This is a genomic window from Mycobacterium sp. 050134 (assembly GCF_036409085.1).
GTDB lineage: Bacteria > Actinomycetota > Actinomycetes > Mycobacteriales > Mycobacteriaceae > Mycobacterium.
The window spans coordinates 1-16,342 of sequence record NZ_JAZGLV010000006.1 but is presented as its reverse complement, the minus strand read 5'-3'; the positions used below and the strand labels follow the sequence as shown (position 1 = coordinate 16,342).

At 64.9% G+C, this 16,342-nt stretch carries 11 protein-coding genes; 3 read left to right on the top strand and 8 right to left on the bottom strand.

All coding sequences use genetic code 11. From position 1 onward, the window contains the following. The first annotated feature begins 289 nt into the window (after positions 1-289). Complete coding sequence (locus SKC42_RS08750) at positions 290-1,273, top strand: hypothetical protein (RefSeq protein ID WP_330963917.1); 984 nt, start codon at positions 290-292, stop codon at positions 1,271-1,273. Here the strand turns inward: SKC42_RS08750 and SKC42_RS08745 are convergent. The 4 genes from SKC42_RS08745 to SKC42_RS08730 are packed head-to-tail and all read right to left on the bottom strand — an operon-like array spanning position 1,270 to position 6,767. After that, entirely contained in the window at positions 1,270-2,895 is a 1,626-nt protein-coding gene (locus SKC42_RS08745) for a hypothetical protein (RefSeq protein ID WP_330963916.1), read from the bottom strand. The genes SKC42_RS08750 and SKC42_RS08745 overlap by 4 nt on opposite strands. Beyond that, a complete protein-coding gene (locus SKC42_RS08740; RefSeq protein WP_330963915.1) occupies positions 2,888-4,426 on the bottom strand; it encodes a glycosyltransferase in 1,539 nt (512 codons plus the stop codon). The genes SKC42_RS08745 and SKC42_RS08740 overlap by 8 nt, the downstream gene beginning before the upstream one ends. A 29-nt stretch (positions 4,427-4,455) precedes the next feature. Next, entirely contained in the window at positions 4,456-5,475 is a 1,020-nt protein-coding gene (locus SKC42_RS08735) for an NAD-dependent epimerase/dehydratase family protein (RefSeq protein ID WP_330963914.1), read from the bottom strand. After that, a complete protein-coding gene (locus SKC42_RS08730; RefSeq protein ID WP_330963913.1) occupies positions 5,472-6,767 on the bottom strand; it encodes a nucleotide sugar dehydrogenase in 1,296 nt (431 codons plus the stop codon). The genes SKC42_RS08735 and SKC42_RS08730 overlap by 4 nt, the downstream gene beginning before the upstream one ends. Positions 6,768-7,792: 1,025 nt before the next feature. Between SKC42_RS08730 and SKC42_RS08725 the strand changes: the two genes are divergently transcribed. Next, the gene (locus SKC42_RS08725; RefSeq protein WP_330963912.1) at positions 7,793-8,728 is read left to right on the top strand and encodes a sulfotransferase family protein; all 936 of its coding nucleotides are present in this window, start codon (positions 7,793-7,795) and stop codon (positions 8,726-8,728) included. Here the strand turns inward: SKC42_RS08725 and SKC42_RS08720 are convergent. From SKC42_RS08720 to mutA, 4 genes are all read right to left on the bottom strand, one after another. Further along, positions 8,725-10,011 (bottom strand): serine hydrolase domain-containing protein, encoded by a 1,287-nt coding sequence (locus SKC42_RS08720; RefSeq protein WP_330963911.1) that lies wholly within the window; start codon positions 10,009-10,011, stop codon positions 8,725-8,727. The genes SKC42_RS08725 and SKC42_RS08720 overlap by 4 nt on opposite strands. Before the next feature lie 63 nt (positions 10,012-10,074). After that, a complete protein-coding gene (meaB, locus tag SKC42_RS08715) occupies positions 10,075-11,064 on the bottom strand; it encodes a methylmalonyl Co-A mutase-associated GTPase MeaB (RefSeq protein ID WP_330963910.1) in 990 nt (329 codons plus the stop codon). A gap of 70 nt (positions 11,065-11,134) precedes the next feature. Continuing rightward, positions 11,135-13,402: a methylmalonyl-CoA mutase gene (scpA, locus tag SKC42_RS08710; protein WP_330963909.1), complete on the bottom strand. Its 2,268-nt coding sequence runs from the start codon at positions 13,400-13,402 to the stop codon at positions 11,135-11,137. A gap of 5 nt (positions 13,403-13,407) precedes the next feature. Then, a complete protein-coding gene (mutA, locus tag SKC42_RS08705) occupies positions 13,408-15,231 on the bottom strand; it encodes a methylmalonyl-CoA mutase small subunit (RefSeq protein ID WP_330963908.1) in 1,824 nt (607 codons plus the stop codon). A 177-nt stretch (positions 15,232-15,408) separates the two neighbouring features. Between mutA and SKC42_RS08700 the strand changes: the two genes are divergently transcribed. Then, entirely contained in the window at positions 15,409-16,182 is a 774-nt protein-coding gene (locus tag SKC42_RS08700) for a TVP38/TMEM64 family protein (RefSeq protein WP_330963907.1), read from the top strand. The last annotated feature ends 160 nt before the right edge of the window (positions 16,183-16,342 follow it).

Below are 16,342 nucleotides of genomic sequence, written 5' to 3'. Positions count from 1 at the left end.
CCCATCCCATGATAGAAACGTATGAGCCATACCGCCGGCGGACGCTGCACAGCTCGATTTGCTCTTGACGCCCGGCCTGTTACTAACCACTACGGCGCAGGTGTAAATTTGACAACTCTCATCGTTTATCCACCGCGAACCTGTCATCTGCCAGGGACTCATGCACTGCTTGCGAGTGCCCTCGCGTGACGTGCCCCACGGTTGAACATGACCGATTCGCGCGCGCCCTCGATCGCACTTGGCCCTATGGCAAAAATGCCGCTGATCGCCCTACTCGACCAGCCCTCTCATGAAAAAAATATATATCGTCGCTCCAGGCAATCAAACTTCCGGTGGACCGGAGCTCTGCCATCAGCTCGCCGATATTCTAAATCGGGATATCGAACGCGCCTTCATTCTCTACTATCCATTTATTAAAGAGCATGAAATTCCTAGCCGCTACCAAAAGTACAACTTTCGCGCCGCCCGCCTGCAAGATGTCGAACCCGGCTCTATCGTTATTGTGCCAGAAGTATTTGCACTGCTGGTCAAGCTTTTCCCGAATGCTGACGTCTACTTCTGGTGGTTAAGTGTCGACAATTTCTTTACCATTGTGGGTCAGACTTCCGTGGCCAAATATTTGGGCTCTCAGCGCGCCGCAAAGTTACAGTTACGGGGCCTTCGGCACCGCGTTAGCAGGCACCTCTATCAAAGCGAATATGCGCGCATTTTCCTGGAATCTGTAGCGCTGGATCCAACACACCGTCTATCGGACTGCCTTGCAGATGAATATGTGCACGCGATTACCAACTGGCGTGAATCTCCACGGGATGACCTCCTAGTCTACAACCCAGCCAAAGGGTTGGCACGCACAGAGCTGATCCTCAATGCCCTGGCGGAGAATCGTAATAGGCGAATGCCGCAGGTTGTTGCTATAGAGGGTATGCAGCCCAATCAAGTACTGAAACTTCTCCAACGCGCCAAAGTCTACATCGATTTTGGGGCTCACCCCGGTAAGGATAGGCTGCCTCGAGAAGCCGCCGCGCTAGGCGCGTGCGTTATTGTCAATCGCAGAGGCAGCGCAGCAAATCCAACCGATGTGCCGATCCCCGAAGATTTCAAGATTGATGACCGGATTTCTGGTTTCGAAAACGCAGTCGCACAGAAAATCCATATGCTCATGGATCAATACGAAGAACAGCGAAAACGGTTCGCTCCATATCGACAAGCAATCGCCAACGAGCCAGCTGGCTTCCTGAGTGATATTCGCGCAATTTTCCCAACACAGACCTAATCTCCCCTCGCGATCATGCGCGAGTTCGTGGTTTCCGTGCCGATTAAGCAATGGTTCGCGCCAGCCGCAAAGAAAAGAGCTATGCCAACACCCAACATAGCAGGGCCAATAGCCATCACGACACGCATCACAGCCGCCGTAACGGCCGAGAACGAGCCTTTCAGCCACAGATGACGACGTGCGCTCGCGGGATCTGCGTCGGGGGGGCGAATGCCCAACGGTAAGATTGATTTTATGTCGGGGTCTTCTAACATGTTGCCCAGTCGATGAGCATCTGGATATGCGGCGTTGAATTTGTTTTCAGGATTATTTGCTTTTAGCTGTTCGATCCTGTGAGTAGCGAAAAACATCTGCATGTTGAACACCTGTTGGTGCGCCGCTTTGCCCCACTCGACCGCGCCCAAGACCGATTGATAGTAGCCCAATACTGCAACAAAGGCGACCACGCTGAAAACCCAGATGATAGCCCCTTGTCGCGCGTATCTAGCGAACCGTTTTCCCGCGGAGCCCCCATCAACGAGCGCAAGGATGCCCACCAGTGCCACCGGATATATCATCAGAATGATGTCCATGTATCGCACTGCGACAACGGTCCCACGGCCGTAAGCGACCAGCATGAGCTGAAGGACGATCCAGACGAGGATTGCCACTGAAAACCAGGCACGGTCGGATGTAGTAGGCCGCTTGGCTAGCGTCGTCAGCCCAAAACGGCCCGCAGGAATCATTCCTGCGAATGCGGGGATAGTCAACAGCAGAAATCCCTGAAGGAAAGTCCACGGCGTGGACTTCGGGACTGCATCCGCCGCTTCCAAAAGAATTATCACCAGGGCGATTGAGGAAATGATGATAACGGCGGCTAATTCGCGACCACACCGTTTCCTTACACCCGTGCCGAGCTGCAGCCCAAGAAGGATGCAAGCGGCCAAAATCGTTGCAATGCCCGATGCGAAACACATGTAGCTCAGAGCGGAAGCCGCCAACCCGCCGCACCAGCGCAACGAGAATGGGCTGGCCGTCGCAAAGCAAGCGAGAGCCCCCACACCGAAAAGCAGCATGCAGTACACCTGAGACTGAAATCCTGAAAGGATGTTCTCGTACCCAATTGGGACCGAAAACAGAAGAGCTACAAATGCCGTGAATAAGAGGCGGCGTCGGTAGGCGACGAGCGGCATCAGCAGCGCCGCAAACCAGGTGATTAGTCCTACATGGACGATCGCGCCGAAAACCATCTCGAGGCGAGTGTTCCATTCACCGGCCAACTCAAGATGCACCAGCGCGAGGACCCGCGTAGCGAGGATGCGGTGCTCGTTGTGTGGCGCGATAAGATCGACGAGATTGAAAGAACCCTTCAAATGCGGCGCATATACCCGATCAGCCTCACCATCCCACTGATCGAGTAATGGCGCCGGCGAGCCAAGCACTGCGATGATGAGGAGTTTCGCGCCGAGCACGGTGCAAGCGACCGCCGCCAATAGTCCGACAGCGCCCTTTTCGCGAGAGCACGCGCGTGTGGACGCGTCTGCTGAAAGCGAGGAGGCCTCGTCATTGCAGTTCGCTTGGGGCACGGCCTGGTCCCGGCTCACGGCCATACGCTCCATTGCGCTCCAATCCTGTTCAGGCATTGCGCGACCTGCTGACCCGGCGGCAATGATGTCGCCGGTTGATTGGCCGCGCGGGAGTCGGACTCAGTCTGTCTCCCCTGTACCGCCGCGCGAGGCCAAACACACCAAGCCAGACCAATCCGCCACCAGTCCATCGCATCATCGGCCCCCGCATGGCCAGCCCGTACCAACGCAGGTACGCGGGCAGCCAGCCGACGAGGTCGAATTTGCTTGTGCCGGCGGTTCGGTCGGTCCAGGTGCTCGGTACCTCGTCGACCCGGTACCCCAGCAGATGCGCCTTCGTCGTCAGCTCCAGGCCGACCTCGAACCCGCGCACGCTTTCCACCGGGACTTCCTGCAGAAAACGGCGGCTGTAGGCGCGGAAATTTGTGGTGGCGTCGTGGGTCGGCACGCGGCCCACATAGTGCAGGCTGAGCCCTGCGGTCCGGGACATCAGGGTCTTCAAGCGCGGGCCGCCGCGTTGATCACCGCCGGGCATGTAGCGGGATCCGCTGACTACGTCGGCTCCGTCGTCTCGGATCTTGGCCGCCATCAACGGGATCACCGACGGGGGGTCCGAGAGATCGGCCATGCTGGTGACGACGACGTCGCCTCGCGCGGCCGCGAACCCTGCGATCAGGGCGTTCGCCACACCCTTCCCCAGCGAATTGCGAACCAACCGCACTGTCGGCGGCTTGTCGGGCATGGCGTCCAGCGCCGGCAATGTGGTGTCCTCGTCGAAGTCGTAACACACCAGCAGTTCATGGGGGATATCCGCCAACGCGCCGCTGATCCCCCGAACGCAGGCTTGGATGTTCTCCCCCTCGTTGTAGACCGGGATCACGACGCTCACCAAGCGCCGATCATCTGTCTCCGACGGGAGCTCAGGCTTGCGGGCGCGGATCACGAACTGCTTGCCGAAGATTGGCCATGCCTTACGCGAATGCAAATACAGCTGGACCAAGATCGGCGCTTGCGGCAGGGGCGAGGACGACGTGTAGGGCAGGAAGCGGTCGAAACTGTTGACGACCTCGAAATCGCACGAGACCAACAGCTCGATTAGTGAGCGGTCGCTGATCGGAACGGTGTGGTCCCAGAAGTCCCAGTAATCGCCGTCGACGAAGCGAATATTGGGGCCCATCGCGATCAGGTGACCACCCGGCTTGAGCACTCGGCGGGCCTCAGCGACGGTGCGTTCGACTTCTTCTTTGCTTTGCAGGTGCTCCAGCAAGTTGCTCGTGAAGACGACGTCTACGGATTCGTCATCCAGAAAACCCAGATGGTCGACACGCCGGCGATGGAACTCGATCCCCGGCTCGAGCATGCCTTCGCTGTCCGGGTTGAGGTCGACGCCGATTCGCCGCGCGGCGATCACCTGATTCAGGAATTCGCCGTAACCGCACCCGAGATCGACGACCGTGTCGCTGCGCCTGATCCACGCCTGGAAGAAATCGCGAACAAGGACAGCCCAGATGGCCGAGCGCGATTCCTTGGCATGGCCGAAGCGATTGCGGTAGAGCTGCTGCAGGTCGGGCTTACCCGCGATGCGCATGGCTCCCCCGCGACGGCCGCCAGTGCACGTCAGATGGTTCCGGCTTCGACGGCGTTGACAATCCACGGAATGACTTCGTCCAGCATGGACTCGAGTGTCGTCGTCGCCTCGAATCCGAGGACCTCGGATGCCTTCTGAACATCTGGTGACCGTAACTGGACATCATGCTCGAACGGGGGATCACACTCGTAGCGGAACTCGGCGTCCGGGCGCATCTTCTTCCAGATGATCTCCGCCAGCTGCAGCACCGTCGTCGCCTCGGGAGTCGAGAGATTGAAGTCGCCGTTGATGGCGGCCGGATGTTCCATGCAGATGCGGATGCCGCGGGCCAGGTCGCCGCCGTAGGTGTAATGCCGCACCTGCGTTCCATCGCCCAGGATATGCAGCGGGTCCTGACCCTTCGCCACCTTTTGGACGAGGTCGGGGACTACGTGGCTCATGGCGAGTTTCACGTTGCCGCTGGGTATCTCGCGGCCGCCCAGCGCCCGCTGCTCACCCGTACCGACGCAGTTGAACGGCCGGATGATCGTGTAGGGCAGACCGTACTGCTCGTACGCACCGTGCGCAAAATACTCGCAGGCAAGCTTCTGGAAACCGTACGTGCTTGTCGGAGGGGGGCATTCGGTGATGTGCTTCTCGGGCGTCGGGAAGACGGACGCGTTCTCGAACACCATCGACGAACTGATCACGTTGATCTTCTTGAGCCAGCCCTTGCGATATGCGTAGATGGCGGTATCGAAATGGGCAGCCGCGATCCGCTCGTTTTCTGCAAGCAGATCGTAGGCGTATTCGTGGAAATAGGTGATCCCTCCGATGCGGGCCGCGCTGGCGATCATTTGATCGCAGCCCTCGACCAGCTGGAACATCAGATCTACGTCTTTGACGTCGCCCTCGACGAAGTGGTAGTTCGGGTGGTCGTCGTAGCTCTTCTTGACCTTGCCGTATTTCGAATAGTTGTCGATACCGACGACCTCGTGGCCGGCGCGGAGCAACTCCGCAACGACGTACCCGTTGATGAATCCCGCGCTGCCAGTGACGAGAACTCTCACTGGGCGACCACTTTCGTCCCGAGGGTCGCTAGAGGCGTCGCGTCGGGCGACTTCTCGAGCTGGCTCAAGTCCAGGCACCCCCATACGTCTTCGACGATCTTGCCCTGTGGCACCTGCAGACCGCGGTAGATGGAGTGCGGCACACCGACGACGAGGACGTCGGCGCGGCCCAGCACCGCGTCCAGCGCGAAGTAATCCGGGCCCTCCAGGAACGGATCGTGCAGCATCACCTTCTTGGCCTCGAGCATGAGTAGATGCCGCAGTTTGAAGCTGAGCGAGTCACGGGTGTCGTCGCAATCGGCCTTGAACGTCATCCCGAGAAGACCCACGGTCTTGTCGCGCAGATTGACCCTGCGCTTGAGCATGTTGACGATGAATTGCGGCTGGCCCTCGTTGACCAGCATCGCCGCGTGCCCCAACATAAAGTTATTGTTGCTGAAGCCGGCCAGCTGCATCGTGTCTTTCAAAAGGCAAGGCCCGGCGGCCAGTCCGGCCCTCGGCAGGCTGTCGACGCGACTGTTCTTGTAGGTCGCGGCGTGGTGAACGCGGTCGAAATCGAGGCCAGCCTCGCGGCTGAGCAGATAGAACTGGTTGGCTACGGCGAACTGAATGTAGCGGTAGGCATTGCAGAACAACTTTGCCAACTCGGCCTCTTGCGGTTCCACCTCGATGATCTCGCTCGCGATCCGCGCGAACAGCTCGCGGACAATGCGGCGTCCCTCTTCGTCGAATCCGCTGATGATCTGCGGGATGACGCGCAGCTCGCGAATCGAATGGCCCTGGGCGATGCGCTCGGGGCAGAAGGTGACGTGGACGCCGATCCCGCGCTCCTCGAACATGTCGTGGACGCGCTGGGTGAGGCCCGGGTAAACGGTGCTCCTCAGGACGAGCGTCTGCCCGTCGCGGAAGTACGGGCTAATCTCGTCGATGATGCGGAAGAAGGCATGCGCCTGGGGTGTCAGGTACTCGTCGACGGGCGTGCCGACAACGCAGATGACGATGTCGGAGTTCCGGACCGCCCAGGCATCAGTGGTCGCGGAGATACGGCCAGTCGGCAGCAGCCGCTTGAGCAGCTCCTCGGCCCCGTTCTCGACGAACGGCATCCGCCCGGCCATGATCGCCTTTAAAGCTGCGACGTTCGTGTCCAGAATGTCGACGCTGAAGCCTTCGTCCGCAAGAACAAGAGCCAGCGGAAGCCCGACGTGCCCGGCGCCACCGATGATGCAGATTCGGTTGTTCGTTTGAGCTGCCACTGGAAAGGCCCCCTCCGCTCCTATCTCAACCGTGCCCAACGTTGGACATGAGACAAGCGCAAGTCCCTACCTAAATGGATCTTGTTGGTTGGAGCGTACGAGATCATCTCCCGGACGTCAGGCGTTTCGGGCAAATATCGAGTGGGACGGATCCGACGCCACACCGTTGAGCAGTGCGCGATAGTACAGAGTGTTACGCGCACGCAAACGGGCTGTTTCTCCCGCCGATCGGGACTTGCGGGAGGACCGCTGTGGCGCCGGGTGCGGGGAGCGGCCCGTCGGACGAACCTCCCGTAGATCTCGGGTATTGACCCGAGGACTTCACTGCGCCTCGTCGACAGTTACGGTTGCCGCGCAGTCCCAGTTCTTCGCCAACGAAGACGACGTCCAAGTACCCGGCTTCGAAGTGGTATCAGTCAGCCGCCACTCTTTCCGACCGACGCTCCGTCAGACGGCTGGGACGACCTGCGGCGCTCCCGGTACCCCGAATGAATAGCGTTCCGCCGATGCGTTTTTGGCTACGCGGTTACGACAACGGCTGTTGTCGCAACCGCGAAACGGCGCGCCGAGTCGCAAGCAACGCCGCCGCACGCCCTATGCCGCGAAATGCGGGACGGACACCCGCAAATGGAACCATCGCACCTACCAGCGCCGAAGGCGCTGCGCAAAAGCATGATTCGAAGCAAACATGCATCACGCCGACCGATCCAACGGAGGATCACGTATGCGACGAGCACTACGCTTGCAAGCATCCGGCAGCCGTCGCGCTGCGCCCCGCGCCTAACTCACAACCGTCCGACGGGCCGACGCGCCCCCAACTATCGTTAGCGATGCTATAGACTTGATGGCAGCACTTCCACGGAGCAAATCACGGAAGGTCCTATGCCGCAATTACTTTCGCAACCCCTGCGCCGGTCGACTTCTGCAGACAGTCCGTCGAACCAGCTAACAGGACAGCACGACGCTGCTGCGACCTATGCGGGAGTGGATACGCAGGCCTGTTCGTGACCGTTACGCACACATACACCGATAGCCGCCGGCCGTTGTGCCTGTTCGTGATCGGCATGAGCCGATCCGGGACGTCGGCGCTCGCGCGCGTTCTGTCACTGTGCGGGGGCGCGCTTCCGACCGCCCTGTTCGGCCCCAGCGAAAGCAATCCGCGCGGCCACTGGGAGCCCCAGGCGGCGCTGCAGATCAACGACACGATCCTGCACCGCCAGGGCAGCAGCTACCACGACCCCACCCTGCAACTGCAGGAGGCCGGCGCGTTCGAGTCGGACACCGGCGCGGCCTGCGTCGGCGAGATCGCGGCCTTCCTCGCCACGCTGCCGCCGGCGCCGTTCGTGATCATCAAGGAGCCGAGGATCACGGCGCTGTCCGCGCTGTGGTTCCGGGCGGCGCGGCTTGCGGGTCACGACGTCGCGACGGTGATCGCGGTGCGCCATCCACAAGAGGTCATCGCATCGCTGTCCACCCGCGACCGATGCTCCCCGGAACTGGCTAGTGCGTTGTGGCTCAAATACAACCTGCTCGCCGAGCGGCACACTCGCGAGGTGCCACGCGTGTTCGTCGAGTACTCCAACCTGCTGCGGAACTGGCGGCTCGAAATCGCCCGGGTCTCCCGCGCCCTTGCCATCGACCTCGCCAGCCGCGACGACGGGGCGATCGATGGCTTCCTCGACCACAGCCTTCACCACCAGAAGCATCGGGGACCGGCGAACGACCCGTTCGGGAGCGACTGGATCTGCGCCGTCGACCGACTGCTGCGCGCGGCCGCCGAGGACGAACCGTGGGATGAGCGCGCACTCGATCGTGTGTACGAGGCGTACCGCGCCAGCGAGCGCGCGTTCCGGACGGCGTTGGACGACTACCGTGACCGCTTCACGGGCACCGACTGGCGGTTTTCCGTGCCGAAGATGATTCGCGCCGCTCTCCCCCGACCCTTCCGACGGGCGGACCCGGCGGCGCATCGGTTCGCCGAGTCGAGTTCGCGCCTCTAACCCGCGACGGCCCCGGCCTCGGAGTAGGGCGCACCGAACTCCGTCACCGACCCGAAGCCGTGCTTCTTGGCCTTGACGGCGGCCTGCCTGAGCAGCGCGCTGATCCCGATGAACCCGGCGTGGTCGGTCAGCACGAACGGCGACAGCAGCCGGTTGTGCACGAACGAGAACGCCAGCCCCATCGAGGGATCGGCCCAGCCGAGCGAGCCGCCCAGGCCGACGTGCCCGAAGCCCGGCATCACTTTGAGGAACGGAACGCTGTGGTAGCCCAGGTTGAAGCTCATGGGAATCACCAGGTTCCGGTCCGGCCGCATGTCGCGCTGGCCGGTCAGGCGCTCGACCAGCTCGCTCGACAGGAACTGGGTGCCGTCGATCTCGCCGTGGTTGGCGATCGCCGCGTACATCCGCGCCAGCGCGCGCGCCGTCACCACCCCGTTGGCCGCCGGGATCTCCGCGTCCAGGAGCGGGGTGTCGCCCTGGACGGCGCCCAGCACGCCCTTGAAGTAGATCGAGCGGAAAGCGCCCGAGACCTGGTTGGCCGCCTTCTGCGTCACGAAGTTGACCACCGCGTTGCTGGCGATGCTCTGCGGCATGATGATCTCGGCCACCCGGGTGGGCGCCCCGGCGGGCGGGCGGCCCAGGTGCACGCCGTCGGTGCCCAGCGGCGCGGCCAATTCCTCGCGGAACAGCGTGCGCATGCCCTTGCCGGTGACGGAGCGGGCCAGCCCAGACATCAGCCACCCGTAGGTCAGCGCGTGGTAAGCCGATTTGCCGAACAGGCGCCCGGGCGCGGCGGCGGCTAGCCGCTCTTCCATCCCGAGGTGGTCCAGCAACTGGTCCATGGTGGCGCCGCGCAGCCCCGACAGGCCCGCCTGGTGGCGCATGACCTGGCGGACCGTCATGCCCTCCTTGCCGTTGGCCGCAAACTCGGGCCAGTACTGGGCGACGGGGGTGTCGTAATCGATCAGGCCCCGATCGGCGAGCCGGTGGATGACGGTGGAGGCCATCCCCTTCGTCGCGGAGAAAACCATCGGCGCGGTGTCGGCCGACCACGGCACCCGTCCCGCGCGATCGGCCCAACCGGTCCACACGTCAACCACGGGCCGGCCATCGAGGTACACCGCGAGCGCTCCACCGCCGAACCATCGGCCGGGAAACATGCTGGAGAAGGCGCGCACAACGCAACCGAAATGTGAGTCCGCCGCGCCGGACACACGATGGCCTGCGTCAGGGCCATCGTGGATGGGGACCGCGCGTCGATCGACTCCAGTGTCCATCGTCACGCCCTCTAATTTACTTGGAGTTCACAGTGTCGGCGGGCAAACATAGATTATTTAACCTTCTTGTTAGCCCGCCGCGGCATTGAGTATTTGCTGGGCGGCGAGGGCGGGGGTCAGCTGACCCGCCTTGACCTGCCGCTCGACGTCGGAGCGAATCTTGCGGACGTCGGGGTTGGACAGCACCCGGTCCAGCACCGTGTCCCGCACCATCTGCCAGGTCCAGTCGACCTGCTGGGCCCGGCGGCGTGCGTCGAACTCCCCCGCCTCGGTGAGCACACGCCGATGGCGCTCGACGGTGTGCCACAGTTCGTCCAGGCCGGTGCCCTCCATCGCGCTCATAGTGAGAACCGGTGGCCGCCAGAGGGTTTCACGCGGATGAATCAGCCTGATCGCCGCCGACAGCTCCCTGGCGGCCGACCGCGCCTCGGCGAGGTGCTCCCCGTCGGCCTTGTTGACCACCACGATGTCGGCCAGCTCCAGCGCGCCCTTCTTGATGCCCTGCAGCTGGTCGCCGCTGCGCGCCAGCGTCAACAGCACGAACGTGTCGACCATGTTCGCCACCGCCACCTCGGACTGGCCGACCCCGACCGTCTCGACCAGGATCACGTCGAAGCCGGCCGCCTCCAGCAGGACGATCGTCTCGCGGGTGGCCTTTGCCACCCCGCCCAGCGTGCCGGACGTCGGGGAGGGCCGGACGTAGGCGTCGGGGTGCACCGCGAGGCGCGCCATCCGGGTCTTGTCGCCCAGGATCGACCCGCCGGTGCGCGTCGACGACGGGTCGACGGCCAGCACCGCCACCCGGTGGCCCCGCTCGATCAGGTGCATGCCGAGCGCCTCGATCGTGGTGGACTTGCCCACCCCGGGGATCCCGGTGATGCCCACGCGGTGGGCGTTGCCGGCGTCCGGCGTCAGCGCGAGCAGCAGCTCCTGCGCCGCTTCGTGGTGGTCGGGGCGAGTCGACTCCAGCAAGGTGATCGCGCGCGGCAGCACCGCGCGGTCGCCGGCGCGGACGGCCGCGGCCATCTCCTCGATCGTGTCGGCCCTCTGCGAGTTCACGAGGGTAACCCCACGGTGAAAATCGGCGGCGCATCTCGCCCTGGCATCACGCTCGCGACGAAGGTTCCGGTCACTGGCCCAGGTCGTAGCCGAGCCGCTCGGCCAGCTTGTGCAGCAAGCCGATCGCGGCGTCGGCGATCACCGTCCCGGGCGGGAAGATCGCGGCGGCCCCGGCCTCGTACAGCTCGCCGAAGTCGTCGGGCGGGATGACTCCGCCCACCACGATCATGATGTCCGGGCGTCCCACGGACGCGAGCGCCTCGCGCAGGGCGGGCACCAGCGTCAGGTGCCCGGCGGCCAGCGAGGACACGCCGATGACGTGCACGTCGTTGTCCGCGGCCTGCCGCGCCACCTCCTCGGGCGTGGAGAACAGCGATCCGACGTCGACGTCGAACCCGATGTCCGCGAACGCCGTAGCGATCACCTTCTGCCCGCGGTCGTGGCCGTCCTGACCCATCTTGGCCACCAAGATCCGGGGCCGGCGGCCGTCGGCCTCGGCGAACTTCTCGACCAGTGCGGTGGCGCTTGCGATGTTGGTGGCCTTTCCGGCTTCGTCTCGGTAGACCCCGGCGATGGTACGGATCTCCGCCTGGTGGCGGCCGTACACCTTCTCCAGCGCGTCGGAGATCTCCCCGACGGTCGCCTTCGCGCGGGCGGCGTCGATGGCCAGCGCGAGCAGATTGTTGCCCAGCCCGTCTCGATCCCCCTTGCCGGCTGCGCCGGAATGAGCGGCGGCGGCCCGCGACAACTCGGCGAGGGCGGCATCGACGGCGGCCTGGTCCCGGCCCGCCCGCAATTCCTTCAGCTTGGCCAGCTGCTCGGCGCGCACCCGGCTGTTCTCGACCTTGAGCACCTCGATCTTCTGGTCCTCGTCGACCTGGTACTTGTTGACCCCGATCACGGGCTGCTGCCCGGAGTCGATGCGGGCCTGGGTGCGCGCGGCCGCCTCCTCGATGCGCAGCTTGGGGATGCCGTCGCCGATGGCCTGCGCCATGCCGCCGTGCTCGGCGATCTCGGTGAGGTGCGCCCGGGCCTTCTGCGCGAGCTGATGGGTCAGCCACTCCACGTAGTAGGAGCCGCCCCACGGGTCGATGGGCCGCGTGGTGCCCGACTCCTGGGCCAGCACCAGCTGGGTGTTGCGGGCGATCCGTGCGGAGAAGTCGGTCGGCAGCGCCAGCGCCTCGTCCAGGGCGTTGGTGTGCAGCGACTGGGTGTGCCCCTGGGTGGCGGCCATCGCCTCGATGCAGGTGCGGGCGACGTTGTTGAAGGCGTCCTGCGCGGTCAGTGACCAGCCTGAGGTCTGCGAATGGGTGCGCAGGGACAGCGATTTGGGGTTCTTGGCACCGAACCCGGCGACCAGCTCGCTCCACAGCAGCCGGCCGGCCCGCAGCTTGGCGACCTCCATGAAGAAGTTCATGCCGATGCCCCAGAAGAACGAGAGCCGCGGCGCGAACTTGTCGATGTCCAGGTCGGCGGCCAGGCCCGCCCTGATGTAGTCGACCCCGTCGGCCAGCGTGTAGGCGAGCTCCAAATCGGCTGTGGCACCCGCCTCTTGGATGTGATAGCCGGAAATGGAGATGGAGTTGAACTTCGGCATCTTCGCGCTGGTGTAGGCGAAGATGTCGGAGATGATGCGCATCGATGGCTTCGGCGGGTAGATGTAGGTGTTGCGCACCATGAACTCTTTGAGGATGTCGTTCTGAATGGTGCCGGCCAGTTTCTCCGGCGGCACCCCCTGCTCCTCGGCGGCCACCACATACAGCGCCAGGATCGGCAGCACGGCGCCGTTCATCGTCATCGAGACGCTGACGGCCGACAGGTCGATGCCGTCGAAGAGTTGACGCATGTCCAGGATGGAATCGATTGCCACGCCGGCCATTCCGACATCGCCCTGCACGCGCGGGTGATCGGAGTCGTACCCGCGGTGGGTGGCGAGGTCGAAGGCCACCGACAGGCCCTTCTGGCCGGCGGCCAGGTTGCGGCGGTAGAACGCGTTGGAATCCGCGGCCGTGGAAAACCCGGCGTACTGGCGGATCGTCCAGGGCTGGTTGACGTACATCGTCGGGTAGGGGCCACGGACGAACGGCGGCTCGCCCGGGAAGCTGTTCAGCGGATAGCCATCGGCCTGTGCGGCGGCGCGGTCGGCGGCGATGTAGACCGGCTTGACATCGATGGTCTCGGGTGTGTGCCAATGGAATTGGTCGGGAGTGTAGCCCTGCGCGGACGCGGCGGCCGCCACGCGTTGTTCCACCGCCGCCTCGGTAGGCCGCCGCGGTTCGCGCTTGCCGTGCAGCGGGATGTCGGAGAAACTGCCGACAAAGGGTGCAGTGGTCGTCATCGTGGTCACGCTCCCAACCGGGTGAGCAGATTCGACAGTGCTTCGACCGCATTGATTTTCGCGGTCAGGTATTCGTCCGGCCGCTGCGCGGCGTCTCCGACCGCCTTCTCGGGCCCGGCGAGGTAAACCCTCGACACGCCCGCGTCGCGGGCCGCCTGGACAATCGCCGCGGCCTCGGCCTGGTAGCGCTTGTCGGTGCCGCATATCACCGCAACGGGCGGCGATCCCGCGTCGGAGACCGCCTGCGCGACGCCGGCCGCATTGATCGGCCCGGGGTCGACGGCCTCGATGCCGCCCGAGGCGAGCAGGTTGGCCGCGAACGTCGCCCGGATGTTGTGCTCGGCTAGCGGGCCCAGCGGCAGCAGCACCGCCCGCGGCCGCGCGCCGGTGCGGGCGAGGAAGGCGTCCGAGCGGTCCCGCAGGGCCTCGAACGCGGCGGCGTAACGCGCGACGGTCGATGTCGAATCGTCCTGCGGCAGGGCGGGTTCGGTGAGATTGGGAAACTCGTTGACCCCGGTGACGGCGGTGCGGCGGTGCGCGATGTCGCCGGCGCGCCTGGCCGCGACCTCGGCGATCTGGTCGGCGACGTAGTCGGCGGCGTCGACGAAACCGCCGCGCGACTCGATGGCCTGGAAGTGCTCCCAGGCCCGCTGGGCCAGCCGCTCGGTGAGGTCTTCGACGTACCAGGATCCGCCGGCGGGGTCCAGCACCCGCCCGACGTGGGACTCCTCCAGCAGCAGCAGCTGGGTGTTGCGGGCGATGCGGCGCGCGAAGCCGGCCGACATGCCCGGGAAGCCGCCGGGGATCGCGGCGTCGAACGAATGCACCAGCACGGTGTCGGCGCCGCCCACACCCGCGCCAAACGCGGCCAGCGTCGTGCGCAGCATGTTCACCCATGGATCGCGCTGAGTCATCATCGGCAGCGACGTCTCGGCGTGCACGACGGCCGCGCCGCTTTCGGGGTCGCCCAGCACCTCGGCGACGCGCGCCCACAACTGCCGGGCTGCGCGCATCTTGGCGATGGTCAGGAACTGGTCATCGTCCGCGGCGAACCGGAAGCTGATGTGTCGCAACGCGTCCCCGACCGAGATTCCCGCCCCCGTCAGCGCCCGCAGGTAGGCCACCGCGGCCCCGATGCTGCCCGCGAGCTCCCAGGACTGGTTGGCACCCAGATTATGGAAGGCGGGGCCATCGACCGTGATCGCCCGCACCCCGCGGTGGCCGGCGATGCCGGTGGCGACCGCGACGACGTGTTCGATCGGAGGGGCCGCCCGGCCGCTGAGCTTCGCCGTCAACGGGTCGGCGCCCAGGTCGACCGACAACCGGGAGACCTTGTCCGCGTCCAGCCGCTCCACGAGCGCCAGCAGCGCGCCGCTCGCCTCGGCGTAATCGACGCCCACGTCGAGGATCACCGGGGCCAAGTCCAGGTAGACGCCCGACAGCAGCGCCGCGAGTGCCTCGCACTTGCCCTCCCGGATCAGCAGCGCGCTGACCCCTTCGGTGAGGGCGGCCAGCACCGCGGCGTTGTCGGCACCCGGCCCGAACGCCTCGGCGACCTTCCAGCCCGCGGTAACATCGCGTTGACCGTCGGCGCCGCGGACATAGGGCCATTCGCCGGGCAGCGGCGGTTCGGGCAGCTCGTCGAGCGCCGTGTACAGGGCACGGACGGCGATCCCGTCGTAGGTCGGGGTCTCCAGCAGCCGCTCGGGCTGCTCCCCCAGCTCCCCCGGATCCTTCCCCGTGCTCTTGGCCAGCACACCGGCAACCGCCGTGCGCCAGCGTCCGCGAACCTGTTCCAGGTCGGCTAAGTCGGGTACGTCAATGGACACCGATTGCTCCCTTTTCCCAGCAAGTGGCCGGGGTTACCCCCGGGACGCCAGTTGCTAATCAGGCTAAGTGATGCGGCCCGTCGCGAAAAACCGCGAGCCGGCCTCGCGCCGGCCCGGCGATGAAACGCCAGTTTCGGGCAATGGATTATTCATCTCGGCCCCGTAACCTTGACACCCGTGACGGCTTCCGCCACCAGCAAAATCACCGCAACCCTGCGCGACCTCGGTTCCGCGCTGGGCGTCGCCGCGCGCCAGGTTTCGCGCCCCCAGGTGATCGCAACAGTGGTTGGGATCACAGTCCTGATCGTGCTGGCGAGCTGGCTCCCGGTCCCTTCGCCGGTGCAGCTGCGGGACTGGGCGGAATCGGTGGGCCCGTGGTTCCCGCTGGCGTTTTTCCTCACTCACGTCGTCGTCACCGTGGTGCCGATCCCGAGGACCGCGTTCACGCTGGCGGCCGGCCTGCTGTTCGGGCCGGTGATGGGGATCGCGATCGCCGTCCTCGCTAGCACCGTCAGCGCGATGATCGCGATGCTGCTGGTGCGGGCCGCCGGGTGGCGGCTCGACCGGCTCGTCCGGCACCGATCCATCGACACCGTCGACCAGCGCCTGCGGCAACGCGGCTGGCTGGCCATCTTGTCGCTGCGGCTGATCGCCGCCGTGCCGTTCTCGGCGCTCAACTATGCGGCGGGCGCGTCGGCCGTCCGGGTGCTGCCGTACTCGCTCGCAACGCTGATCGGACTGCTGCCGGGCACCGCCACCGTCGTGATCCTGGGCGATGCGCTCGCCGGCCACCCCAATTCGCTGCTGTTCGTAGTGTCTGTGTGCACGGGCGCGCTCGGGCTGACCGGGCTGATCGTCGAGATCCGCCACTTCCGCCGGCACCACCGCGCCAGGACGGAACCGGCTTCCCGGGGCGACGAGCACTCGCCCGAGACCGCCGGCGTCGGCTGATCGGCCCGGTTGCTGAACCACGGGCGTTGACCTCGCCGAGATCGCCTCGGGGGTCGTGTTTTCGCCGGTGGTTTCAAGGGATCGATGCAACAGCTGTTGGTTGTGAGAGTAGTTCGTTGAGCGCTTCGGCCGGTGTTTTCCAGTTCAGTGTTTGGCGGGG